Consider the following 23759-nt stretch of genomic DNA (forward strand, 5'->3'; position numbering starts at 1 on the left):
GCGGCGCGGGCGGGCCCGGCGGCCGGGCTTGCCTTGCCCGCCGGGCCGGAGGACGCTCGTAGGGAGAGGCCGTTGCGGCCCGCCGGAGTTCCGGGCCACGGCCTCGGAGGAGGTGGGTCATCATGACAGCCGCTGCACGCCCCGTCTTCGGCACCGACACACTGCGCCGGGGCATCGAGGCGGACACATCGGCGAATCTGGTGTCGCTGTACGCGGACGACGCGGAAGTGCGCCTCGTGGACCGCAACGCCCAGCCCAGCCATCCCAAGGTCCTGCACGGCCGGGACGAGATCGCCGCCGTGCTGGACGACGTGTACAGCCGAGACATGACGCACAAGCTGGAGGCGTGCGTGGTCCAGGGCGACCACGCCGCCTACTGCGAGAGCTGCCAGTACCCGGACGGGGTGCGGGTGCTCTCGGAGTCGATGCTCACCCTGCGGGACGGGAAGATCACCGGTCAGGTGATGATCCAGGCCTGGGACGAGTAGGCACGACGGCGGTGAGGTGATCAGCGGATCCAGGCCCGGTACTGCATCACCTCGCCTGCCCGCACACCGTACTCGGGCTGATCGGCGGTGAAGGTCTCCTCCAGGCCGAGGACGGCGCCGTCGGACGGGTCGAGGATCAGCATGTGGCGGATTCCCGGGGCGCCGTCGTACACGTAGGCCTGGCCGGGCCGGCCCAGCCGGTCCGTGACCCGGCCCGTGGGGCGCAGTCCGTCGGCGTCCGCCAGGAGCCGGGTGAGCGCGGCCGACTCGCGTGCGCCGAGCGTCCAGTTGTCCAGCAGCTGAGCGGCGGCGTCCAGCAGTTCGGGGGTCGTCCGCAGCGGGTCGTACGCCGTTTCGGCGAGGTAGGCGCGCAGCCGGGTGGGGTCGTGGGGCGGGTGTGCGGCGGGCGGGGCGTCGCTCCAGCTCGGCGGGAAGGTCCGCCGGCCGATCACCCGCCCGTCGCCGACGAGTCGCTGCTCACCGCCTTCGTCGGTGAGGACGGGGCGGGCCTGATGACGGGGGTCGGTGGCCACGACGAGTTCGGTGTGCCGGCCGTCGGGGGTCCAGCGCACGATCCGCTCCTGGGGCAGGGTGACCGGCGGCTCGCTGTCGCTCATGCCCAGGCTCCACGACCGCACGTGCGTCCCCCTGCGCGCCGCGGGGGCGTCCTCGGCCCCGGCGGCGGTGGCGGCCCGCTCGGCGAGCCGCTCCAGGGGGACGGGCGTGGAATCTTGCCGCGGATCCGCAGCGAGTCCCCGGCGTTCGACCTGCACCAGGCCCCGGAGCCGGCACGGGAGTTGAGCGTCCGGTGAGCGGCCACCCGGCGGATGTGGAAGCGCTGCTCAACGAGATCGAGGGGCACCTCCTCGTCGACGCCGCCCGCACCGAGGCGCGTACGGCGGCGGCGGAGCTCACCGCCGGCATCGACTGGCTGACGGAACACCAGCGGGAGGAGGTTGCCCGGCGGTTCGCCGAACGGTATCTGGCCCTCAGCCGGACGTCGTGGCAGCGCACGGTGGAGCGGGGCGAGGAACTGCGGGCGCAGTACGAGACGCGGTACCGGCACCTGCGGCAGCGGCTGCTGGGCTGTGCGCTGTTCGGGTGCGCCCTCGCACTCGCGGCCGCGTTCGTCGTCCTGTCACCCGGTTAGCCCGGCGGCACCCGGTGGGGCCGGCGCCCCTGATTTTGTCGTGTACGCGGTCTTGTCGCGGACGGCTCTCTTCCTTACTTTTCAGTAAGTTGACTTCCCGAGCACCTGCTTCGAGATCCCGGAAGAGAGCCGTCATGCCGGTCCGCAGAACCAGGCACCTGTGCGCCATAGCCGCCGCGCTCGTCCTCACCGTCACGGCGCCCGCCGTCGCCGGCGCCGCCGAGGACGCACCGTCCCCGCGCCCTGCCTCCGCCCTGCGGGAGGTGCTTTTCGTGGGCAACAACTGGGACGGCACCGCCGATGTCATCGAGTCCGGCGGTGACCTGGCGAGGATCGGCCGGATCGACGTCATCCCCGACAGGGACGAGCGGATGGCCGAGATCAACGCCGACCCGATCCGCTGGATCTACTTCATGGCCATCCGCAGCGGCGTCGGCGAGGGCCACGACCAGTTCGTCGACGACATGTACTCCACCCCGGACGGCGCCTCGGTGGTCGTCTCCCGGCCCAGCTTCGCCGACGTGGTCTCCCTCGACCTCGCCACCGGACGGGTCAACTGGCGTTTCCCCGTCTCCGGTTACCGCTCCGACCACATGGCCGTCTCCCCCGACGGCAAGCGGGTCGCCGTGTCGGCCTCGACCTCCAACACGGTGCACGTCCTGGACATCGTCACCGGTGAGGAACTGGGCTCGTTCAAGACCGGCGACAAGCCGCACGAGAACGTCTTCAGCCGCGACGGCAAGCACATCTGGAACATGGCCATCGGCGACGTGAACACCGCGCTCGACGCGCCCTGGCTGGACTGGACGAAGGGCGACCGCCGCATCACGGTGGTCGACGCGACCACGTTCAAGCAGGTCAAGGTGATCGACATGCGGGACCGGCTCGACGCCATCGGTCTGAAGGACCACTCGGACGCGGTGCGCCCGGCCGCGTTCTCCCCGGACGAGACGAAGCTGTACTTCCAGGTGTCGTTCTTCAACGGCTTCTTCGAGTACGACGTCGCCACCGACCGGATCACCCGCACCAAGACCCTGCCGAAGAACGCGGCCACCAGCGACGACCGCACCACCTGGGTCAACGACTCCCGCCACCACGGCATCACCATGAAGCCCGACGGCACCAAGCTGTGCGTGGCGGGCACCATGGACGACTATGCGACCGTCGTCGACCGGGCGACCCTGCAGCAGGGCCCGCTCGTCGCCGTGTCCAAGCCGTACTGGGCGACCGTCAGCGGCGACGGGAAGTCCTGCGTGGTCTCCGAGAGCGGCGCCGACCGGGTCACCGCCATCGACTTCGCCACCGGCGAGAAGACCGTGTCCGTACCGGTCGGGGACCACCCGCAGCGGGTCCGCCTCGGCCAGGTGGAGGCCGGCTGGTCGGGCACGTCCGGGAACTGACCGGCACGACGGGCGCCCCGGGAGGTGTCAGACGATCTCGAGGTTGGCCATCATGCCCATGTCCTCGTGCTCGGCGTTGTGGCAGTGGAAGAGGTAGCGGCCCCGGCGCCCGTCGAAGCAGGTGATGACCTCGACCGTCTCCCCCGGCCGCAGCGACACGGTGTCCTTGAGGCCGGCGTCGTGCGGCAGCGGCGCGCGTCCGCCCCGGGTGAGCACCCGGAACCGCGTCTGGTGGAGGTGGACCGGATGGTGGACGTCGGCGGTGAAGCGCCACACCTCGACGGCGCCGAGCCGGACCCGGACGTCGGTGCGCGCCGGGTCGAACGGCCGCCCGTTGACGAACCAGCCGCGCCCCTGCGCCGTGTGTCCCGCGCGGAAGGCGAACTCGCGGACCGCGGTCGCCTGGGAGCGCCGCCAGACGGGCAGGTCGTCACAGAGCTCCTCGGGGATCCGGCTGTGGTCGTACGCCCTGCGGGCGACGCGGAAGGCCATGACGTCGCGGGTGCGTCCGGCGCCGAGCCGGTTGCGCAGACGCACCCGGCTGCCGGGCGGCAGGCCCGCGAAGTCGACGACGACGTCGTACCGCTCCGAGGGCGCGAGGGGCAGGGCGGTGTGGGTGACGGGGGCGGCGAGCAGCCCCTGGTCGGCGCCGACCTGGACCAGGTCGAGCCGTCGTCCGTCGTCCGTGACGGCCTCGAGCCGGTAGTGCCGGGCGTTGGACGCGTTGAGCAGCCGCAGCCGGTGGCGTACGGCGTCGACCTCGTGGGCGGGCCACGGCGCCCCGTTGACCACGATCACGTCGCCCAGCACGCCGGCCGCGTAGGCGGCGGTCACCCCGGGCCGTTCGCGCAGTTCCGGGTCGAGGGACGGATAGGCCAGGGATCCGTCGGCGGCGAACGCCCGGTCGGCGATCGTCAGGGCCAGCTCCCGTTCGCCGCGGGGCAGGTCCAGGGCGTCCTCGGCCGCGTCGCGGACGAGGTGCATGCCGGTCAGGCCCCGCCAGATCGCCGGGGCGGTGAAGTCCATCCGGTGATCGTGGTACCAGAGCAGCGCGGCGCGCTGGTCGAGCGGGTACGTGTACTCCCGTGTCACCCGGCTCGTCACGGCGCGCGGGTCGCTCGGCATGTGCGCGCCGTCGTGGACGGCCCATCCGTCCGGGAGGACGAGGTCGGTGGGGTAGCCGTCGGACCCGGCCGGGGTTCGTCCGCCGTGCAGGTGCACCACCGTCGGCACGGGCAGTTCGTTGCGGTGCAGCACGGTGACCGGCCGGCCGCGGCGGGACTCGACGGTGGGGCCGGGGTAGGTGCCGTTGTAGGTCCACAGCTCAGTGGGCACCCCCGGCAGGATCTCCGCGGTCACCCGGCGCTGGGTGATCTCGTAGCGGTCGGCGCCCCGCGAGGTGCCGGACGGGGCCAGGACGGGCGGGACCGGCAGGGGCACGGTGTACGGCTCGGGCAGCGGCACGGCGCTGCGCAGCTGTCTGCCGGTGCCGGACGGGCGGTGCGTGAGCGCGGCGGCGGCGTGGGCGCCGCCCGTCGCGACCAGTCCGAGCGCGGCGCCGAGTCCGAGGAGCCGGCGGCGCGTCGGCGCCGTGCCCGGGCGGGCGGTCCGGGGGGACCCGGTGCGGTACGGGTCGGTGGTCGGCCCGTGCGGGGCCGGCTGGTCAGACATCGGTATGCACTCCCGGCGCGATGTGCTCGCGCGTGCGTGGTGGTCAGTCGCGGCGCGCGGGGCGCCGAGGGCGATGTGCGGCAGGCGTACTGCCGGACAACCCGCCATATAATGCCCCTACTCGGACACCGCGACCAGCACCGACACCACCCGCCGGGCGGCACGGGCGCGCTGCGGGGAGCGGTCCGTCCTGCCCCTCCCGCCCCCTGACTCCCCCGGTCCCCACCCGCCCCGCGGCGCCGGAAACCCGGAGCGGATAAGGGTGTGTGAGTCCGGCAGGGGTGGGGTACGCGAGCCGTTGTCACCTCCTATCGCGGGAAGGAGGTCCGTGAGAGAGAAGCATCTACTCGCAGCGCCCGGGCCGCTTCCACCGACACGAAGCGGCCCGGACCGTCAGCGCCGGGGAAGCCGGTGGAGTTCCACCTCCGTGAGCCGGCCTCCGGTGACCACGGCGGTCATATAGGTGCAGTGGGGCTGCCTGCGGCGGTCCGTCGGCGAGCCCGGATTGAGCAGGCGAAGTCCCGTGGGAGCGGTGGTGTCCCACGGGATGTGGCTGTGTCCGAACACCAGCACGTCAAGCCCGGGGAAGCGGGCGGCGCACCGGATGTCGCGGCCCCGCGCCGGGCCCGTCTCGTGGATCACGCCGAAACGCAGCCCGCCGAGATCGGCGTACGCGATCTCCGGCAGCCGGGCGCGCAGGTCGGGTCCGTCGTTGTTGCCGTACACGCCGACCAGTCTGCGGCTGCGGCTCTCCAGCAGGTCGAGGGTGGCGGTGTCGACCCAGTCACCCGCGTGCAACACCACGTCGGAGCAGGGAAGTTCGTCCAGCAGCGGTGCCGGCAGCCGCTTCGCGCGCCGGGGCAGGTGGGTGTCGGACATCAGCAGGAGTCGCACGGGCGCAGCGTAGGCGGTACCGCGTCCGGGGCGGAGCGCCACGCCTCAAACGGCCCCGCGGGCAAGCCGGTCGGCGGGCGGCCGGCGACCGTCACGGGGCGGTGCCGGCGGCGAGGCGACGGGCAGGACGCCGACGACCGGCGCTACGATCGGGCCACGCAAGCCAAGCCCGTACGTGCGAACGGCGAGAGACCCGAAGGGCCCGAAAATCCAGATGCCGGTCAAGGTCAGCGTCATCGTCCCCGTGTACAACCCGGGTGTCTACATCGAGGACTGCATCGCCTCGCTGCAACGGCAGTCGCTGCCTCCCGACGAGTACGAGGCGGTCTTCGTCGACGACGGCTCCACGGACGGGACTCCGTCCCGGCTCGACCGGCTCGCCGCCGAGGACCCCCGGATGCGGGTGATCCACCAGGAGAACTCCGGCTGGTCGGGCAAGCCCCGCAACGTGGGGATCGCCGCCGCGCGGGGCGAGTTCGTGATGTTCGTCGACAACGACGACTACCTGGGCGACGAGGCCCTCCAGCGGATGTACGAGTACGGCGTGGCCAACGGCGCCGACGTCGTGGTGGGCAAGATGGCCGGCAAGAACCGCGGGGTGCCGGTGGAGTTGTTCCGGCGCAGCCATCCGCGGGCGACGGTCGCGAACGCGCCGCTGATCGACAGCCTCACCCCGCACAAGATGTTCCGCAAGGAGTTCCTCGACCGTATCGGGCTGCGGTTCCCGGAGGGACGGCGGCGCCTGGAGGACCACGTCTTCGTCACCGAGGCGTTCCTGCGCGCGGACAACGTGTCCGTGCTCAGCGACTACGTCTGCTACTACCACATCCGGCGCGACGACGCCTCCAACGCCGGCTTCCAGCGCTTCGACCCGGTCGGGTACTTCAAGAACCTGCGGGAGGCGCTCGACGTCGTCGAGCGGTACACCGAGCCGGGGGCCGTGCGCGACCGGCTGTTCCGCCGCTGGCTGAGGGTGGAGATGGTGGAACGGCTGCGGGCACGACGGCTGCTGGGGCTGCCGGACGACTACCGCAGGGAGCTCTTCGCGGAGATCCACAAGGTGGTCGTCGAGCGGTTCGGCCCGGGCGTGGCGGCCGGGCTGCAGCCGACGCAGCAGGTCGTCGCCGCGTTCGCCGAGGCCGACCGGTACGACGACGTGGTGGCCTTCGCCGAGTGGGAGGCCGGTGTCGCCCCCGCGGCGGATCCGACGCGTGTGGAGTGGCGGGACGGCACGCTGCACATCGAGTTCACCGCCGAGTACGCCTCCGCGGGCGAGCCGATGTCCTTCCCCGCGGACGCCGCCCGCACCCCGCTGGCCGACACGCCGAAGGACGTCGAGGAGGCGGTGGCGTGGGTGGGCGCGGAGACCGCGGCCCGCTTCGACCAGGCCACGGCCGACCTCCTGCTGCGTGAACGGTCGAGCTCCGCACAGTACTTCCAGCCCGTGGAGTTCACCCGGGAGGCGGTTCCGGCCGACGGCGGCGAGCGGGTGCGGCTGGTGCTGCGGGCCACCGCGACCGTCGATCCCGCCGCGCTGCCCGGTGACGGGGTCTGGGACGCGGTCGTCCGGGTCAAGCTCGGCGGCTGGACCAAGGAGTGCCGTCTGGGACCCGCCCCGCGCGCCACTCGTCCGGAGCCGTACGCGGGTGTCGCGGACGGCCGCGCGGTCCTGCCGTACTGGACCGAACCGCACGGGAACCTCTCGCTGGACACGAAGGTCAAGGGCAAGCGGCTCGGTCTGGACGGTGTGCGGCGGCAGGACGTGACCGCCTCCGGGACCCGGCTGAGCATCCGTCTTCCGCTGCACGCGTCCGGCGGTGCGCGGGTGGGGCTCAGGTTCAGCGCCCCGGGCAGGACGCTGCACGCTTCCGGCACGCTGACCGGTGCACCGGACGGGTCCGGGTCCTCGCTCGAGGCGACGCTGCCCGCCCGGCTGCCCCGGGGGGTCTGGCGAGTCGCCGTGAGCCTGGATCCCGACACCGCGGGACAGCGGGGCACGGTGGGGCTGCCGTTCGCGCTGCGCGCCGCCGGCGGCAGGGTACTGGTCGTGCCCGTCCCGCGTCCCGGCACGGTGCGGAAGCTGGCGCGCTCCGCGCGCCGGGCACTCGGCGCCGTCCGCGCCAGGGTGACTCCGCTGCTCGCCGGAAGGCGGTGACGGCGCGGGCCGGGGCGGAGCGCTCCGGCCCGCCGCCCTCGGGCGGTGCCTGCCGCGCAGGCTCCGAGGGGCCGCGCGGCAGGGGGCTCAGCGGCTGACGCCCACCTGTTCCAGAGCGCGGCGCAGGGGCTCCCAGCCCACGCGCCGCGGCAGGCCGCGGTTGCGGGCGGGGGCGAGCGCCCGCCAGAAACCGGCCTCCAGCAGTGCCTCCGGCGGCACCGCCCCGGCGCGCTCCAGGATCGCCTCGGGCACCTTCTGCGGGTCGGGCACCTTGTACTCGGTCATGATCTCGTCGTACTTGTCGTGCAGCACCGTGTTGTCGGGGTCGGCGCCGAAGATGACGAGCTGGCCGGTGGGCTGGGTGTCGACCAGGACGGTCACCAGGTCGGGGCGGTAGCGCGCCAGCACCTCGGTGATCTTGTACACGTCGCCGGTCCAGGCGGTGGTGTGCCGGTCCCGGGCCGCCTCGTCCACGCTGCGCGGCAGCATGTCGTCGAGGACGATCACGCTCGACCAGTCGGAGTGCTTCTCGACGTTCATGAAGTCGCGCAGGGCGTACTCGAAGAGGTGCATGCCGTCGATGAACGACAGGTCGAGCGTGGTGCGGCGCCAGTGGCCGATCGGGCTGCGGCCGCGGCGCAGGTTGCGCAGCGGGTGCCGGCCGCCCTTCAGGTGGGCCAGTGGGTTGTCACGGGCGAAGAAGTCGTCACTGGTGGCCTTGACCAGGTGGACGTCGCACTTCAGTTCCGAGACCACCTTGAAGGCGGGGTCGACCGCGATGCTGGGGACGCGCGACAGACGCAGGCTGCGGCCGTCGTTGACGCCGATCTCCAGGTAGTTGCGGTTGGCGCTGACCTTGTGCAGTTCCCGGAGGAACTCATGGCGTTTCACGAAGGGGACTCTCCTAGCGGATGCTGTGCGGTGCTTCGTGCGGTGCTGCGGTGGGGCCGCGGGCTCCGGGACCGGTCGTCGTGCGCACGAAGTTAGTGGCGCGGACCCCGTGGAGCCAAGCACCGCATACGTTCGTGCCCGCGCCGGGCGGTCCCGGAGGGTTCATGAATGGATCTGCACCTTGCTGTGGTCGCCGAGGACGAGCCGGTGGGCGCTGGGCACGCTGGGCGCGGGCGTCACCTCGACGTGACGGCCGATCAGCGAGGCCTCGATGCGGCCGACGCCGTCGATGGAGGAGTCCCGCAGCACGATGGAGAACTCCAGCTCGCTGTCGGTGATCCGGCAGTTCTCCGCGACGGAGGTGAAGGGGCCGACGTAGGAATCGCTGACGACCGTGCCCGCGCCGATGACGGCGGGGCCGACGATGCGGGAGTTGACGATCCGCGCGCCCTCCTCCACGACCACCCGGCCGATGGTCTCCGAGCGGTCGTCGACCCGGCCGTCGATGCGGCGCTCGACGCCTTCGAGGACGGAGCGGTTGACCTCCAGCATGTCGACGACGTTGCCGGTGTCCTTCCAGTACCCCTGGATGACGGTGCAGCGCACGTCGGCGCGGGAGTCGATCAGGTGCTGGAGGGCGTCGGTGATCTCGAGTTCGCCGCGCCAGGAGGGTTTCACGGCGCGCACCGCCTCGTGGACGGCCGGGGTGAAGAGGTAGACGCCGACCAGGGCGAGGTCGCTCTTGGGGGCGTCCGGTTTCTCCTCCAGGCCGATCACCCTCCCGGCCGGGTCGAGTTCGGCGACTCCGAAGGAGCGGGGGTCGGCGACGTGGGTGAGCAGGATCTGCGCGTCGGGCCGATTCCGGCGGAACTCCTCGACGAGGCCGGTGATTCCGCCGACGATGAAGTTGTCCCCGAGATACATGACGAAGTCGTCGTCGCCCAGCCAGTCCCGGGCGATCAGGACGGCGTGGGCGAGTCCGAGGGGCTGTTCCTGGGCGATGTAGGTGACCTGCAGACCGAAACCGGATCCGTCGCCGACGGCGTCCTCGATCTCCGCGGCCGTGTCACCCACGATGATTCCGACCTCGGTGACGCCCGCGTCAGCCAGGGATTCCAACCCGTAGAAGAGCACGGGTTTGTTGGCGACGGGCACGAGTTGTTTCGCCGAGGTGTGGGTGATCGGCCTCAGCCGGGTTCCGGCGCCGCCGGACAGCACGAGAGCCTTCATCTGACTCACCATAGTCGTGTTCCGGCGCGGGGAACGTCACTTGCTTTACTCGTTCATTACGAAAATCCGATGAGAGGACCGATGAGTCGCCCGGATACTCGCTAATCCTCACCTCGCACGATGTTTCCCTCAAAACCGGTGTGCGGGGAGGTGGCGGTGGCACCGCGGTACACGGCCGGCAGGCAGGTGCGCAGCTGCTCCCTGCCGCGCAGTCGCCGGGCTCGCGCCCAGCCGGTCTCCGGCCGGCGGAGCCGGGGTTTGTCAGTGGTCTCCGTGGTCACGACACATCATCTTCCTTCTGGTCCGCTGCCCTCCGGGTCCCCGGCGCCGTACCCCACAAACACCCTTTTCGCCGTCATGGGCGCGTCCGGACTCGACTCCCCCGTCCGGCACAGGAGTTGCCGTACGAATTCGGCGTGCTCGCCCAGCACACCCGCACCACGCGGCCCTCTCAGTCCCGCAGGACGAACTCGGCCCACACCTGCTTTCCCCCGCTGACCGGGAGGGTCCCCCAGGCCGCCGACACCGCCTCGACGAGCAGGATGCCCCGGCCCCCGGTGGCCCCCCAGCCGATACTGGTCGGCTTCGCGGGGGTGCGGGGCGAGGCGTCGGCGACCGCGAGCCTCAGCCGGTCGTTGACCAGGGTGATGTCGAGACGGACCTGTCCCTCGGTGTGCACCAGGGCGTTGGTGACCAGTTCGGAGACGACGAGCAGGGCGGCGTCCATGTCGGCGGTCACGCCCCAGGAGCGCAGGGTGCGCCGGGTGAAGCGGCGGGCGTGCCCGACCGCCTGGGGCACCCGCCACACCGTCCAGCTCTCCCGCAGCGGGCGCGAGGCCATGCCGTCGTAGCGCATCAGCAGCAGGGCCACGTCGTCGCTGCGCGGCGCCTTGCCCAGGAGGGCGTCCGCGACGGGCCCGAGCGGGGTGGGGTCGGCGGCGGACAGCTGCCCCGCGAAACGCTCCAGGCCCTCGTCGATGTCGGACTCCGGAGACTCGACCAGGCCGTCCGTGGTGAGCGCGACCAGCGTGCCGCGCCGCAGCCCGAGCGGGCTCATCGGGAAGTCGCTCTGCCGCACCACGCCGAGCGGCGGGCCGCCCTCGGCCTCGGCGATCTCGGTGCTCCCGTCCGGGTGGCGCAGCACCGGCGGCAGATGACCTGCGCGGACGCACCAGGCGGAGCCCTGCTCCAGGTCGACGTCGACGTAGCAGCAGGTGGCGAAGAGATCGGTCTCCATGTCCATGAGGAGCCGGTTGGCGTGGGAGACCACGACGTCCGGAGGATGCCCCTCGACGGCGTAGGCCCGCAGCGCGGTGCGCAGCTGGCCCATGAGAGTGGCGGCGCCGGCGCTGTGGCCCTGGACGTCGCCGATGACGAGGGCGACGTGGTTGTCCGGCAGCGGGATCACGTCGTACCAGTCGCCGCCGAGCTCCAGACCGGCGGTACTGGGCAGATAGCGGGCCACGGCGATCGCGCCGGGCAGCCTCGGCAGTCGCCGGGGCAGCAGCTGGCGCTGGAGCATCCCCACCAGTTCGTGCTCGGCGTCGAAGGCGCGGGCCCGCATCAGGGCCTGTCCGGCGAGACCGGCGGCGGCGGTGAGCAGGGCGCGCTCGTCGGGCCCGAAGTCGTGCGGGGTGTCCCAGCCGATCAGACAGGCGCCGACCATGCGGTTCCCGGCAGGCAGCGGCAGCACGGCAAGGCCGCCGGGGCCCACCTCGGCGAGGGCGGTCTCCAGCGGGGAGCCGGCCGGCCAGATGGCGGCGCGTCCCTCGCGCAGGGCGGCGGCGAGGGTGGGCATGGTGCGCACCGGCGCGTCGGGCCACTCGGTGCGCCACTCCGCGCGCCACAGCTCCGGCCAGTCCTCCGGCTCGGGCGGGTCGAGGACGGTGACGACGAGCCGTTCGCCCTCCAGCTCGGCGAGCGCGATCCGGTCGGCCCGCAGCGGCCTGCGCAGCGCGGCGACCACCGCCTTTCCCACGTCGCGGACGGTGACCGCGGTGGCGAGCGCGGCGGCGAGGCGCTGCACACGGGCCACGTCCGTGATGTCGGAGCGCAGGGTGGAGGCGTCGACGACGGAGCCGACGAGCCGGGCGGGGCGGCCCTCGCCGCCGGGCACCAGCCGGCCGCGCAGCCGGAGCCACCTGGGCGGGCCGGCGGGACGCAGCACCCGGAACTCCAGTTCGCGGTCGCCGATCGTCATGTGGTCCGCTTCGACGACGGACATCAGCGAGGGCAGGTCCTCCGGCACCGTCAGGCTCAGCAGGCTCTCCACCCGTCCGTCGAAGTCGTCGGGGCCGAGGCCGAAGAGTTCCAGGAGGCCGTCGCCGACCCGGACCCGGCCGGTGTCCATGGCGAGGCTGAAACCGCCGGGCGGCGGCTCGCCGCCGTCGGCGGCCGCGGGCGGCGCGGGAACGGCGAGGGCGTCGGCGACCAGGCCGAGACAGGCGCGGTCCTCGGGGTCGAACCCGAGGGGGCTCTCACTGATCGCGAGCAGACAGCCGCCGCCGTCGCCCCGAACGGGCAGGGCCGCGAGGAAGAAGTCGCTGCTGGGCACGCGCCGGGACTGGGGCTGTGCGGCGAGGTCCTGCGGGCCGAGCCACACCGGCCGGCCGCGGTGGGCCTCGGCCACCGGGGCGCGCCCGGCGACGGGATAGCTGTCCCGCACCCCGCACAGGGTCCTCGGCAGGCCGGCGGACTCCGCCAGATACAGCAGCTCGCCGTCCGCACCGGGCCGGTACAGGGCGGCGAACGCGGCGCCGGCGAAGACGAGGGCCTGCTCGAGGACCCGGCGGACCCGTTCGGGTGAGTCCTGGTCGGCCGCGATGGTCCTCAGGGCGCCTTCCGCACGCGGCGTTCTCGTGCTGCGTCCCGCAGCGCCCTCACTGACCACGTTGGCCATTACAGCGCTTATGGGATATCCGCGCAGCCCCTGTGCGCGTTCGGCTGCTACCGGCGTGCGCGGGGGCGCGGGAAGTGTCCGGGTCCCGGAGGCCGGGGCGCGGCCGTGCGGGGAGGTGGTCGGCGCGCCCGAGCCGCTCGCGTCCGCGCTGGTGGAGGGTGGCCGGTGCCGGAGGCGCGAGGCAGCGGGCGGGTCCCGCCCGCTCGGTGCGCGAGCGGCGGCCGGCCCGGGTGAGCGACGAGGACGAGACGTCCCGCCGCTCTCCACGGATCACCGTGGCCCTGCCTCCGACGACGGGTCCCGAAGCGCGCGGCACACCCTTCATGACCCGGCCGGGGGTGCCCGCCGTAGCCGTCCGACCGGGAGGACGCTCATCCGACCGCCGGTGGCCACCGCGGCCGACTGCACGACACCGCCGAGCGGCCGGTCCGCCACCGGACGACCGACACGCCCCACCCAACGCGGCAGCCCGCCGAACGGAAGCCCGGCCCCGCCAGATGTGGGGTGGCGGGGCCGGGCCGGGGGTTCGCCCGGGCCGGCGGGGGTCAGTGGCTCCTGCGGGAGTGGTTCTGGGCGCCCTGGCCCGACGCGTCGCCGGCACCCGCGCCGGCCTCCTCACCCGCGCCGGCGTCCTGGCCCGCACCGGCCTCCTCGCCGCCCGCCTGGTCGCCGGCACCGGCATCGCCCGCGCCGCCCGCCTGGTCGCCGGCGCCGGCGCCGTCCGCGCCGAGGGTCGCGCCGACCGCTTCCAGGGCCGTGGTGACCGGCTGGAAGAACGTCTCGCCGCCCGAGGTGCAGTCGCCGCTGCCGCCCGAGGTCAGGCCGATGGCGAGGCCGTCCCGGGTGAACATGGAGCCGCCGCTGTCGCCGGGCTCGGCGCAGACGTTCGTCTGGATGAGGCCGGTGACCGTGCCCTCCGGGTAGTTCACCGTGGCGTCCAGGCCGAGCACCTGCCCGTCGGCGAGCCCGGTGGTGCTGCCCATCCGGAACACCTCCTGACCGACGGTCGCCTCCGCGGCCCCGGAGATCGGGAGGGTCTGGTCACCGAGGTTCACCTCACTCGGCGCCTGGGTCGCGGGGTCGTCGTACGTGACGAGCGCGAAGTCGCCCGCGCCGGGGAAGACCGCCTGGTCGACCGTGGCGATCGGCTGCCCGCCCTGCGCGTCGGACCACTGGTCGGCCGCGACACCGCAGTGACCGGCCGTCAGGAACGCCGGGGAGCCGTCGCCCGCGGTGACGTTGAAGCCGAGCGAGCAGCGCGCTCCGCCGGAGAAGATGGCGTCGCCGCCGGACGCGAACGTCCGGAAGGTGCCCGCGGACTTCTTGACGGTCGCCATGCCCGGGCCGAGGCTCCGCACGGTGGACTCCAGCCTGTTCCACCTGTCGCCGGTGACCGTGCTGTCCGCGGTGACGAGGATCCTGTTGGTGCGCGGGTCGACGGCCCACGAGGTGCCCGGGATGGTCGCCTCCGACTTCAGCGTCCGCGCCCCCGCCGCCAGCTCCGTCAGGCTGTTGTCGACCTCGCGGACGGCCGCGCCCGCCTTCTCGGCCTGCACGATCACGTTGTTGTCGTCGCCCGGTACGACGTTGACGACGAGCTGCTTGTTCTCACCGTCGTAGTAGGAGCCGGCGAACGCGTCGCCGAGGAGCCCGGCGAGTCGCGAGGCGAGATCCGAGGCGTCGGCCGCCTTGAGGGTCCTCGGCGCCGCCGCGGCGTCGTCCGGCGCGCCGTCCTGGGAGGCGTTGGCGTTGGGGAGCAGGATCGCGGCGGCGCCGAGCGCCACCACGCCGCCCACCGCTATCGCGGCCTTGCGCTTCGGAATTCGCTTGTGACTCAACCTTCTCGACCTCCTGGGGGTGACCGGAGCCGGGCCGCCGTGCGGCGGCGGTGGGGGGCGCCTGGACGGCTGTTGGTACGCACGTGCCGCGGGGGGCGTTCAATCCCCCGTCACACCTCACCCGGTGCGACCGGACGTGAGCAATCGGTCACGTCCAAAGAGCGGAATCCTGGCTTCAGCGAATCTGCACAGCCCGTGCCCAACCCGGTCACCGCGGCCGGCGTCCGTCCACAAGCCCCGGGGCGGGAGTACGTGTTTGGAACCGGTGTGCCGGATTCCGGCCGGCGGGGCGCAAGTGGTCCGACGAGCCGATGCGGTGGGGCATGTGAAGAAGTCGCCGCCGAGCCGTGCCCGCGTCTGCACGCTTGGACCCCCACGGGTCACAAGTTGCCTGGTGAGACGTTTGATTGATTGGAAGCCCGGACCCGGCGCGTGCTTTGATCCATCGCACCGCAGGGCCGTTCCGGGTTCCCGGCGACGGGTGTTCGGCGCCCGCGGTCGCGGCCTTGTCTGTCCCCAGAGGGGGCCGCTCCCCCTTGTGAGATATCCATACGAAGGGAAGTTCCATCATGAACTCCACCCCCCAGGTTGAGACCGTCGAGATCGCCGACGCCGACCTCGACAACGTCTCCGGCGGCCTGTCCGTGAACGCCGTGAACACCCTCACGGGTGCGGTGGACGGTATCGCCCCGGTCTCCGGCCTGGTCGACACGGTCGTCGGCACCGTCGAGGGCGCCACCGGCCTGAACACCGCGCCGGTCACCAACCTGGTCGCCGGTCTCTGATCGCGCCCCTGTGCCGCTGAGTCCCGGAGCCGCCCCCCGGCTCCGGGACTCAGCGGTGCGTCCACGCCCCCGCATCACGTCCGTCACGTCGCCCGGTTCACGCAGGTGAGGGAAGAGTCGTGCAGTTCCGCCAACAGGCCCTCGCCAAGCTCCAGTCACCGGAGGAGCTCGACCTGCCGGTGCGCTTCGCGCGTCCGCAGGGCTGGCTGGTGCTCTCCGTGACGGTGGTCGCGATGGCGGCCGCCTCGGTATGGGCACTGACCGGCTCGGTGTCCTCCACGGTCGGCGCGCCCGCCGTCCTCACGCACGGGCAGGGCAGTTACGTCCTGCAGAGCCCCGTCGCCGGCCAGGTCACCGCCGTCGTCGCGAAGGAGGGCGAGCGGCTTCCGGCCGGCTCCCCCGTCCTGAAGGTGCGCACCGAGCGGGGAGACACGGTCGTACGCTCCCTCGACGCGGGCCGGATCACCGCGCTCGCCGCCACCGTCGGCCAGATCATCTCCACCGGCGCGGACGTCGCCGCCGTGGAGAAGGTCTCCCGCGAGAAGGCCCCGCTGTACGCGACGGTGTACGTCCCGGCGGGGGACGCCGCCGGCATCCCCGCGCACGCCCCCGTCGACCTGACCGTGCAGTCCGTGCCGAGTCAGGAGTACGGCGTGCTGCGCGGCGAGGTGAAGTCGGTGGACCGCTCGGCGCAGTCGGCCCAGCAGATCGCCGCGTTCCTCGGGGACAGCAGGCTCGCCGAGCAGTTCACCGGGAAGGGCAGGCCGGTGGCGGTCACGGTCGAGCTGAAGAAGTCGTCCGGCACCGAGAGCGGATACGCGTGGTCGTCCGCGGACGGCCCGCCGTTCGCACTGACCTCGATGACCCTGGCCACGGGTTCGATCCGGCTGGCCGACCGGCGTCCCGTCGACTGGCTGCTGCCGTGACCACCGCTCAGGAGACCCGCGGCCGGCGCCGTGCCGCCCCGCCCGGGCGCGCCGTTCCCAAGGCCCGTGCGAAGACCGTCCGTACGCCCACCGTGCTCCAGATGGAGGCCGTGGAGTGCGGCGCCGCCTCCCTGGCGATGGTGCTCGGCCACTACGGCCGGCATGTCCCGCTGGAGGAGCTGCGCATCGCCTGCGGCGTCTCGCGGGACGGCTCACGCGCCAGCAACCTGCTGAAGGCGGCCCGGAGTTACGGGCTGACCGCCAAGGGCATGCAGATGGATCTGGCCGCCCTCGCCGAAGTGACGGCGCCGGCCATCCTGTTCTGGGAGTTCAACCACTACGTCGTCTACGACGGCATGGGCCGCCGCTTCGGCCGCCGCGGGGTGTACATCAACGACCCCGGCAAGGGTCGGCGGTTCGTCCCGCTGGAGGAGTTCGACGGCAGCTTCACCGGTGTGGTGCTGGTGATGGAGCCCGGCGAGGACTTCACACGGGGCGGCCGCAGGCCGGGCGTGCTCGGCACGATGCCGGCCCGGCTGCGCGGCACGGCGGGCACCATGCCCGCGGTGGTGCTGTCGAGCCTGCTCCTGGTGGCGGTGGGCGCGGCGGTGCCGGGGCTCAGCCGCACCTTCATCGACGAGTTCCTGATCGGCGGCCACACCTCCATGCTGGGGGTGCTGTTCACGTCGATGGGCGCCTGTGTGCTGCTCACCCTGGTGCTGACCTGGCTCCAGCAGGGCAACTTGCTGCGCGGCCGGCTGATCTCCTCCACGCTGTCCAGCGCCCGTTTCCTGCGCCATCTGCTGCGGCTGCCGGTGACGTTCTTCGCCCAGCGCAGCCCGGCCGACCTGGTGCAGCGGCTGCAGTCCAACGACGCGGTGGCCGAGACCCTGGCCCGCGATCTGTCGGCGGCGGGCGTGGACGCGGTGGTGGTCGTGCTGTACGCGGTGCTGCTGTACACGTACGACCCGCAGCTCACCTTCGTGGGCATCGGTGTGGCGCTGCTGAACATCGTGGCGATGCGGATCGTCATCCGGCTGCGCGCGACCCGCACCGCGAAGCTGCGCGCGGACAACGCCCGGCTCACCAACACCGCCTACACCGGACTGCAGTTGATCGAGACGCTGAAGGCGACCGGCGGGGAGGACGGCTACTTCCGCAAGTGGGCGGGGCAGCACGCGACCACGCTGGAGGAGCAGCAGCGGCTCGGTGTGCCGAGCGCCTGGCTGGGCATCGTCGCGCCGACGCTCGCCACCCTCAACAGCGCGCTGATCCTGTGGATCGGCGGCCTGCGGGCGGTCGAGGGGCACATCTCGGTCGGACTGCTGGTCGCCTTCCAGGCGCTGGTCGCCCGCTTCACCGCCCCGCTGACCCGGCTCAACGGCGTCGCGGGCCGGATCCAGGACTTCGCCGCGGACGTGGCCCGGCTGAAGGACGTGGAGAACTTCCGGGCCGACCCGCTCTACGGCCGTCCCGGCGGCGTGGAGTCGACGCGCCGGCTGCACGGCCATGTCGAGCTGCAGAACATCGGCTTCGGCTACAGCCCGCTGGACAAGCCGCTGCTGACCGGCTTCGACCTGACGGTGGGCCCCGGACAGCAGGTGGCGCTGGTCGGCGGCTCGGGCAGCGGCAAGTCCACGGTGTCGCGGCTGATCTCGGGCCTGTACGCGCCGTGGGAGGGCGTCATCCGGATCGACGGCCGGCGCATCGAGGACATTCCGCGAGGCGCGCTGGCGGCGTCCGTCTCCTTCGTCGACCAGGAGGTGTTCCTGTTCGAGGGCACCGTCCGGGACAACGTGGCGCTGTGGGATCCCTCGGTCCCGGACGAGGCCGTGGTGGAGGCGCTCAAGGACGCGGCGCTGTACGACGTGATCCTGCGCCGTCCGGGTGGCATCCACAGCCCGGTGGAGCAGGACGGCCGGAACTTCTCCGGCGGCCAGCGCCAGCGTCTGGAGATCGCGCGGGCACTGGTGCGCCGGCCGAGCATCCTGGTGCTGGACGAGGTGACCAGCGCGCTCGACGCGGAGACCGAGCTGCTGGTGATGGACAGCCTGCGCCGGCGCGGGTGCGCCTGTGTGGTGATCGCGCACCGGCTGAGCACGGTGCGCGACAGCGACGAGATCGTCGTCCTGGACCACGGCACGGTCGTGGAGCGCGGGCGGCACGAGGAACTGGTGGCGCGCGGCGGCGCGTACGCGGCGCTGGTCAGGGAGCGATGAGATGACGACCGTGCACGAGGGGCAGGGCGGCGACCTCGTCCTGGGCGCGCTCGGCTCGCTGGGCACGCCCATCGACTGCTCCGGGTTCGGCCGGCTGGACCTCGAGGGGCCGCAGGTGCTGTGGCTGATCGCGTCCGGCGCCGTGGACCTGTTCGCGGTGGACGCCGGACAGCAGGGGCACTGGCACCATCTGGGCCGGCTGGAGGCCGGCTCGCTGGTGCTGGGCCCGGTGGCCGGTCCGGCGCACACGCTGGTGGCGCGTCCGCTGCGGGACTGCGTGGTGCACCGCATCGGGCTGCGCGAGCTGTACCAGCCGGCGAGCACCCAGACCTGGTCGTACGACGAGTACGGCAACGCGCAGTACGTGCCGCCCACGACGAGCCCGCTGGAGTACGCCCTGGCGCTCGGCGTGGGCCGCGGTCTCGCGGTGCTGTTCCAGGCGCCGATGGCCACGGAGCGGGCCGTCGCGCCCAGCGACGACGACGTGTTCTGGATGCAGGTGCCGCCGGGCAGCGCCCAGTACGGCTCGCTGTACGGCGCGGAGGCGGCGGCCGACCTGCTGATGGATCCGGCGCTGTGGCAGAGCATGGTCGACCAGCAGTACCGGCTGATGACGACGCTGGACCGGTGGATCGAACAGCTGGAGCACACCCACGAGACACGCACCGCGGAGGGCATCGCGGCCGGTGAGGCGGTGCGGGCGCAGGCCGACCGGACGCTGCTCGCCGCCATCGGCAAGCGGTCGGGACAGCGCACCACGGCGGCGGACGCGGACGCCACCTACGCGGCCTGCCGGCTGGTCGCGCGGGCGGCCGGGATCACGCTGGCCGCGCCCGCCCGGTCCGGCACCGGCGGGGACCGCCTCGATCCGGTCGAGCAGATCGCGCTGGCCTCCCGCGTCCGCACCCGCGTGGTACGGCTGGACGGCCGCTGGTGGCGGGACGACGTGGGTCCGCTGGTGGGTCACCGCGCCCTGTCGGGGGCGCCCGTGGCGCTGCTGTGGCGGCGCGGCGGCTATGTGTCGGTGCATCCGGCGACCGGCCGTGAGACACCGGTCGAGAAGGCGAACGCCGGGGAGTTCGAGCCCCGCGCGATGATGTTCTACCGTCCGCTGCCCGAGCGGCGGCTGGGCCCGCTCGGGCTGATGCGGTTCTGCATGTCGGGGACGCGCGGCGATCTGACCGGTCTGCTGCTGAGCGGTCTGGTGACGGTGGTGATCGGGGCCCTGGTGCCCCTCGCCACCGGAAAGGTGCTCGGCGAGTTCGTGCCGAAGGCGCAGACCGGGCTGATCGTGCAGGTGTGTCTCGCGGTGATCCTGAGCAGCGTGGTGGCCGCCGCCTTCATGCTGCTGCAGAACCTCACCCTGCTGCGTCTGGAGGGCCGGGTGGAGGCCACGCTCCAGCCGGCGGTGTGGGACAGACTGCTGCGGCTGCCGACCAGGTTCTTCACCGAGCGTTCCACGGGCGAGCTGGCCAGTGCGGCCATGGGCATCAGCGCGATCCGCCGCATGCTGGCCGGCGTGGGTCCCACGGTGGCGCAGTCGGTCACCGTGGGCGCGATGAACCTGGGACTGCTGCTGTGGTTCAGCGTGCCGATGGCGCTGGCCGCGGTCGGGATGCTGGTCGTCATCGCGGGGGTGTTCCTGGGGCTCGGACTGTGGCAGGTGCGCTGGCAGCGGCGCCTGGTGGTGCTCACCAACAAGCTGAACAACCAGGCGTTCCAGACGCTGCGCGGGCTGCCGAAGCTGCGGGTGGCGGCGGCGGAGAACTACGCGTACGCCGCGTGGGCGTCGGAGTTCGCCCGCAGCCGTGAGCTCCAGCAGCGGGCCGGCCGGATCAAGAACCTGACGGCGGTTCTGGGGGCGGTCTACCTGCCGCTGTGCACCCTGGCGATGTTCATGCTGCTGGCCGGGCCGGCGCGGGGCTCGATGACGGCGGCGGAGTTCCTCACCTTCAACACGTCCGTGACGATGGTGCTGACCTCCGTCACCCAGCTGACCGGCGCGTTCGTCTCGGGCGTGGCCGCGCTGCCGCTGTTCGAGCAGATCAGGCCGGTGCTGGACGCCACGCCCGAGGTACGCACGGCGAGCACCCGGCCGGGCCCGCTGACCGGGGCGGTCGAGGCGCGGCGGCTGACCTTCCGCTACTCCGACGACGGCCCGCTGGTCCTGGACGACGTGTCCTTCGAGGCGCGGCCGGGCGAGTTCGTGGCGGTGGTCGGCCCGAGCGGCTGCGGCAAGTCCACGCTGCTGCGGCTGCTCATCGGCTTCGACCGGCCGGTCTCCGGCAGCGTGCTGTACGACGGCCAGGACCTGGCCGCGCTGGACCAGTCGGCCGTGCGCCGCCAGTGCGGTGTGGTGCTCCAGCACGCGCAGCCCTTCACCGGGTCGCTCCTGGACGTCATCTGCGGGAGCGAGCCGTACACGCCGGAGGAGGCGATGGCGGCGGCGGAGATGGCGGGACTGGCCGAGGACATCCGGCGGATGCCGATGGGGCTGCACACCCTGGTGTCCGGCAGCGGCGCGGTCTCCGGAGGGCAGCGGCAGCGGCTGATGATCGCCCAGGCGCTGATCCGGCGGCCGCGGATCCTCTTCTTCGACGAGGCGACCAGCGCCCTGGACAACGAGACGCAGCGCACGGTCATGGAGAGCACCAAGGCCCTGGAGGCGACCCGGATCGTCATCGCGCACCGGTTGTCGACGGTGCTGGACGCGGACCGGGTCGTGGTGATGGAGAGCGGCAAGGTGGTCCAGCAGGGCCCGCCGGCGCAGCTCCTCGCCGACACCGGCGGGCGGCTGCACGAGCTGGTGCGGCGGCAGATGGCGTGAGCGGTCAGGCGTCCGTGCCCGGAACCGGCGCGCCGGAGGGCACACCGGACGCGACGTAGGCCGCGTACAGCTCCCGCCACTGCGCCCGCGCGCCCGGGCGCGGTCCCCCGGACCGCTCGCCGCGTGCCCGGGCGTCCAGCGCGGCGAGGCACACGTCCCAGCCGGCGGCGCTGCGGGCGGCGGTGTCCTCGGCGCCGAGGACGTGGGTGAGGGTGAGGCGGGTGCGCTCGTTCGCCGCTTCCCCGAGGTCGAAGCGGAGTTCGTCGTCGCCCCAGGTGAAGGCGAGACGGCGGGGCGCGTCGACGGCGAGGACCCGGCCGGTGGAGTCCTCCAGGGCGGGGTCGCCGCTGAAGGCGACGGTGCCGCCGGGGCGCGGGTCGATCTCGGCGCGTGAGGGGAACCAGCCGGCCAGCTCGTCCGGATCGGTGACGAACCGCCAGACGCGGTCGGCGGGGTGGTCGTACGCACGGGTGAAGCGGACGGCCGGGCGTCCGTCGTCGAGGGTGAGGAAGGTGCCGGTGGGCTCGGCTGCCATGGGTTCGGTCCTTCCGTGCGGGGCCCGGCGGTGATCGGCGGTTCGTCCGGACGACGGGCAGGAAAATGGTCAACGGATGGTAACCGTCCGGTCACACCTGGGGCATGTCTGCGCCATACCCGGCTGCGTGTCCATTGCCGCGCGCGGTAACGGGGTACCCACGGGCCATGCGAACCAGCGTGATGGATGTCGGATCGAAGACCGTGAGACTCGTGGTGGCGGACACGGAGGGCGGGGCGCCGCTGCCGGTGCACACGGCGAAGTGGCCGCTCAGGCTGTCCGAACACGTCACGCCCGGGGGGCCGGTGCCGGAGCGGGCCGTGGACCGTCTGGCGGAGGCGGTCGCCGCGGCGGACCGGACGGCGGCGCGATGGAGCGCCCCCGGCCCGCTGGCGTTCGCCACCGCCGTGGTGCGGAGCGCTCCGAACCGGCAGGAGGTGCTGCGCACGGTCCGGGACCGGACCGGCGTCGACCTGTGCACGCTGCCCGGTGAGGTGGAGGCCGAGCTCACGTTCCTGGGAGCACGGCGCTGGATGGGCTGGCGCTCCGGACCGCTGGCCCTGCTGGACATCGGCGGGGGCTCGCTGGACGTCGCCTTCGGACGCGGGCGGCTGCCCGACTTCGTGGCCTCGCTGCCGCTGGGGGCGGGCCGGCTGACCCACGAGTTCTTCGCGGACGCGGACCCGCCCTCCCCCGAGCAGGTACGGGCGCTGCGCCGCCGGGTGCGCCACCAGCTGCGGGACGTGGCGGCCCGGATCCGCTGGGAGGGGCCCCGGACGGCGGTCGCCACCTCCCGCACCTTCCAGCAGCTGGGACGGCTGTGCGGGGCCGCGCCGGGACGGCACGGGCCGTTCGTGGAGCGGGTGCTGACCTGCTCCGACCTGCGCGGGGCGATCGACCGGCTGGCCGCCCTGCCCGCGGCCGAACGCGCCCGGCTGCCCGGCATCTCCGCCCCGCGCTCCGCCCAGAGCCTGGCGGGCGCGGTGGTGGGGCACACGGCGATGAAGCTGACCGGTCTGAGATCGGTGACGGTCTGCCCCTGGGCGCTGCGCGAGGGAGTGCTGCTGCGCCACCTCGAGGACGGCCCCTCCTGGTGGGTGGAGATCGCCCGCCTCAGCGAGAAGGAGACGTCCGGCGCGGACCCCGTCCCCCTGCGCGTCGCCACCGCGCGCGGCTGACCGGAGTCACTGCGGCGGCGGGCCGAGCGGCCGGGCCTCCAGGGCCCGGGCCACACCCAGCAGGTTGGCGGCCATGGCGCGGGCCGTCCTGCGGGACCAGTCGTGGCCGCTGCCGCCCTCGAGGAAGCTGGGTCCGGGGCCGGGACCCTGGTTCCAGTAGGTCCACGCCTGGCCGGGGACGGTGTAGCCGATGTCCTGCAGACCGCCGGTGATCTCGCTGATCACATGGTGCGCGCCGTCCTCGTTGCCGGTGACGACGACGCCGGCGACCCGGTTGTAGGCGGCCGGGACGCCGTCGTCGTCCGTCTCGGACATCATGCCGCTCATCCGCTCCATCACCCGTTTGGCCACCGAGGACGGCTGGCCGAGCCAGGTCGGCGTGGCGATGACGAGGATTTCGGACGCGAGGATCCTCCCGTGCACGCCCGGCCACGCGTCACCGTCGTGCACGGCCTCGCTGACCACCCCCGGAGCGATGTCCAGGTCCACCGCACGGACGACGTCGGTCTCCACCCCGTCCTTCTCCAGCTGCCCGGTGACGGTCCGGAACAGCGCCTCCGTGTTCGAGGTCTCCGGTGACTTCTTGAGCGTGCAATTGATCACGAGTGCCTTCATGTCGACACGAAGTACCCCGGTGGCGCCCCGGTGCCACACGGACGTGGGTGTCCGTGGG

19 protein-coding genes are annotated in these 23759 nt (G+C 73.0%); 9 read left to right on the forward strand and 10 right to left on the reverse strand.

Translation table 11 applies throughout. The features are described from left to right. The first annotated feature begins 122 nt into the window (after positions 1-122). Positions 123-488 carry a nuclear transport factor 2 family protein gene (locus CNQ36_RS02605; RefSeq protein ID WP_004935680.1) on the forward strand — a complete coding sequence of 122 codons (366 nt, stop codon included), beginning with the start codon at positions 123-125 and terminating at the stop codon, positions 486-488. A gap of 20 nt (positions 489-508) precedes the next feature. Here the strand turns inward: CNQ36_RS02605 and CNQ36_RS02610 are convergent, their stop codons facing one another. Further along, entirely contained in the window at positions 509-1261 is a 753-nt protein-coding gene (locus CNQ36_RS02610; RefSeq protein ID WP_323135673.1) for a CU044_5270 family protein, read from the reverse strand. A 35-nt stretch (positions 1262-1296) separates the two neighbouring features. On the opposite strand from CNQ36_RS02610, the gene CNQ36_RS02615 reads away from it, so the two are divergent. Next, positions 1297-1638, forward strand: coding sequence for a hypothetical protein (locus tag CNQ36_RS02615; RefSeq protein ID WP_206278409.1), 342 nt, complete (start codon positions 1297-1299; stop codon positions 1636-1638). Positions 1639-1772: 134 nt separating this feature from the next. Then, entirely contained in the window at positions 1773-3038 is a 1266-nt protein-coding gene (locus CNQ36_RS02620; RefSeq protein WP_121544760.1) for a YncE family protein, read from the forward strand. A gap of 27 nt (positions 3039-3065) precedes the next feature. On the opposite strand, the gene CNQ36_RS02625 is transcribed toward CNQ36_RS02620, so the two are convergent. Both CNQ36_RS02625 and CNQ36_RS02630 read right to left on the reverse strand, forming a co-directional pair. Then, positions 3066-4709, reverse strand: coding sequence for a multicopper oxidase family protein (locus CNQ36_RS02625; protein ID WP_121544761.1), 1644 nt, complete (start codon positions 4707-4709; stop codon positions 3066-3068). A gap of 393 nt (positions 4710-5102) precedes the next feature. Further along, a complete protein-coding gene (locus CNQ36_RS02630) occupies positions 5103-5603 on the reverse strand; it encodes a metallophosphoesterase family protein (RefSeq protein WP_004935674.1) in 501 nt (166 codons plus the stop codon). A 214-nt stretch (positions 5604-5817) separates the two neighbouring features. Between CNQ36_RS02630 and CNQ36_RS02635 the strand changes: the two genes are divergently transcribed. After that, the gene (locus CNQ36_RS02635) at positions 5818-7758 is read left to right on the forward strand and encodes a glycosyltransferase family 2 protein (protein WP_121544762.1); all 1941 of its coding nucleotides are present in this window, start codon (positions 5818-5820) and stop codon (positions 7756-7758) included. An 87-nt stretch (positions 7759-7845) separates the two neighbouring features. On the opposite strand, the gene CNQ36_RS02640 is transcribed toward CNQ36_RS02635, so the two are convergent. The 5 genes from CNQ36_RS02640 to CNQ36_RS02660 form a co-directional block, all read right to left on the reverse strand. Then, positions 7846-8649, reverse strand: coding sequence for a class I SAM-dependent methyltransferase (locus CNQ36_RS02640; RefSeq protein ID WP_121544763.1), 804 nt, complete (start codon positions 8647-8649; stop codon positions 7846-7848). A gap of 162 nt (positions 8650-8811) precedes the next feature. After that, complete coding sequence (locus CNQ36_RS02645) at positions 8812-9879, reverse strand: glucose-1-phosphate thymidylyltransferase (protein WP_121548338.1); 1068 nt, start codon at positions 9877-9879, stop codon at positions 8812-8814. Positions 9880-9980: 101 nt separating this feature from the next. After that, on the reverse strand, positions 9981-10160 hold the full coding sequence (locus CNQ36_RS35170; protein WP_121544764.1) for a hypothetical protein: 180 nt from the start codon (positions 10158-10160) through the stop codon (positions 9981-9983). A 170-nt stretch (positions 10161-10330) separates the two neighbouring features. Beyond that, complete coding sequence (locus tag CNQ36_RS02655; protein ID WP_121544765.1) at positions 10331-12778, reverse strand: SpoIIE family protein phosphatase; 2448 nt, start codon at positions 12776-12778, stop codon at positions 10331-10333. 545 nt (positions 12779-13323) lie between these two features. Continuing rightward, a complete protein-coding gene (locus tag CNQ36_RS02660; RefSeq protein WP_121544766.1) occupies positions 13324-14616 on the reverse strand; it encodes a S1 family peptidase in 1293 nt (430 codons plus the stop codon). A 569-nt stretch (positions 14617-15185) separates the two neighbouring features. On the opposite strand from CNQ36_RS02660, the gene CNQ36_RS02665 reads away from it, so the two are divergent. The 4 genes from CNQ36_RS02665 to CNQ36_RS02680 all read left to right on the forward strand — a co-directional run bounded on the left by CNQ36_RS02665 (position 15186) and on the right by CNQ36_RS02680 (position 21373). After that, entirely contained in the window at positions 15186-15401 is a 216-nt protein-coding gene (locus CNQ36_RS02665) for a hypothetical protein (protein ID WP_004935664.1), read from the forward strand. Between the two features lie 119 nt (positions 15402-15520). Then, positions 15521-16327, forward strand: coding sequence for an HlyD family efflux transporter periplasmic adaptor subunit (locus CNQ36_RS02670; protein WP_004935661.1), 807 nt, complete (start codon positions 15521-15523; stop codon positions 16325-16327). Then, positions 16324-18546 (forward strand): NHLP family bacteriocin export ABC transporter peptidase/permease/ATPase subunit, encoded by a 2223-nt coding sequence (locus tag CNQ36_RS02675; RefSeq protein ID WP_121544767.1) that lies wholly within the window; start codon positions 16324-16326, stop codon positions 18544-18546. Before CNQ36_RS02670 ends, CNQ36_RS02675 begins: the two co-directional genes overlap by 4 nt. A gap of 1 nt (position 18547) precedes the next feature. Further along, entirely contained in the window at positions 18548-21373 is a 2826-nt protein-coding gene (locus CNQ36_RS02680) for an NHLP bacteriocin export ABC transporter permease/ATPase subunit (RefSeq protein ID WP_121544768.1), read from the forward strand. A 4-nt stretch (positions 21374-21377) separates the two neighbouring features. Here the strand turns inward: CNQ36_RS02680 and CNQ36_RS02685 are convergent, their stop codons facing one another. Next, complete coding sequence (locus tag CNQ36_RS02685; RefSeq protein WP_121544769.1) at positions 21378-21908, reverse strand: SRPBCC family protein; 531 nt, start codon at positions 21906-21908, stop codon at positions 21378-21380. A 167-nt stretch (positions 21909-22075) separates the two neighbouring features. Between CNQ36_RS02685 and CNQ36_RS02690 the strand changes: the two genes are divergently transcribed. Next, the gene (locus CNQ36_RS02690) at positions 22076-23086 is read left to right on the forward strand and encodes a Ppx/GppA family phosphatase (protein WP_121544770.1); all 1011 of its coding nucleotides are present in this window, start codon (positions 22076-22078) and stop codon (positions 23084-23086) included. Positions 23087-23092: 6 nt separating this feature from the next. Here CNQ36_RS02690 and CNQ36_RS02695 read toward each other — a convergent pair whose 3' ends face one another. Then, positions 23093-23701, reverse strand: coding sequence for a flavodoxin family protein (locus CNQ36_RS02695; protein ID WP_121548339.1), 609 nt, complete (start codon positions 23699-23701; stop codon positions 23093-23095). Between the last annotated feature and the right edge of the window lie 58 nt (positions 23702-23759).

It is taken from the genome of Streptomyces fungicidicus, assembly GCF_003665435.1.
Taxonomy (GTDB): domain Bacteria; phylum Actinomycetota; class Actinomycetes; order Streptomycetales; family Streptomycetaceae; genus Streptomyces; species Streptomyces fungicidicus.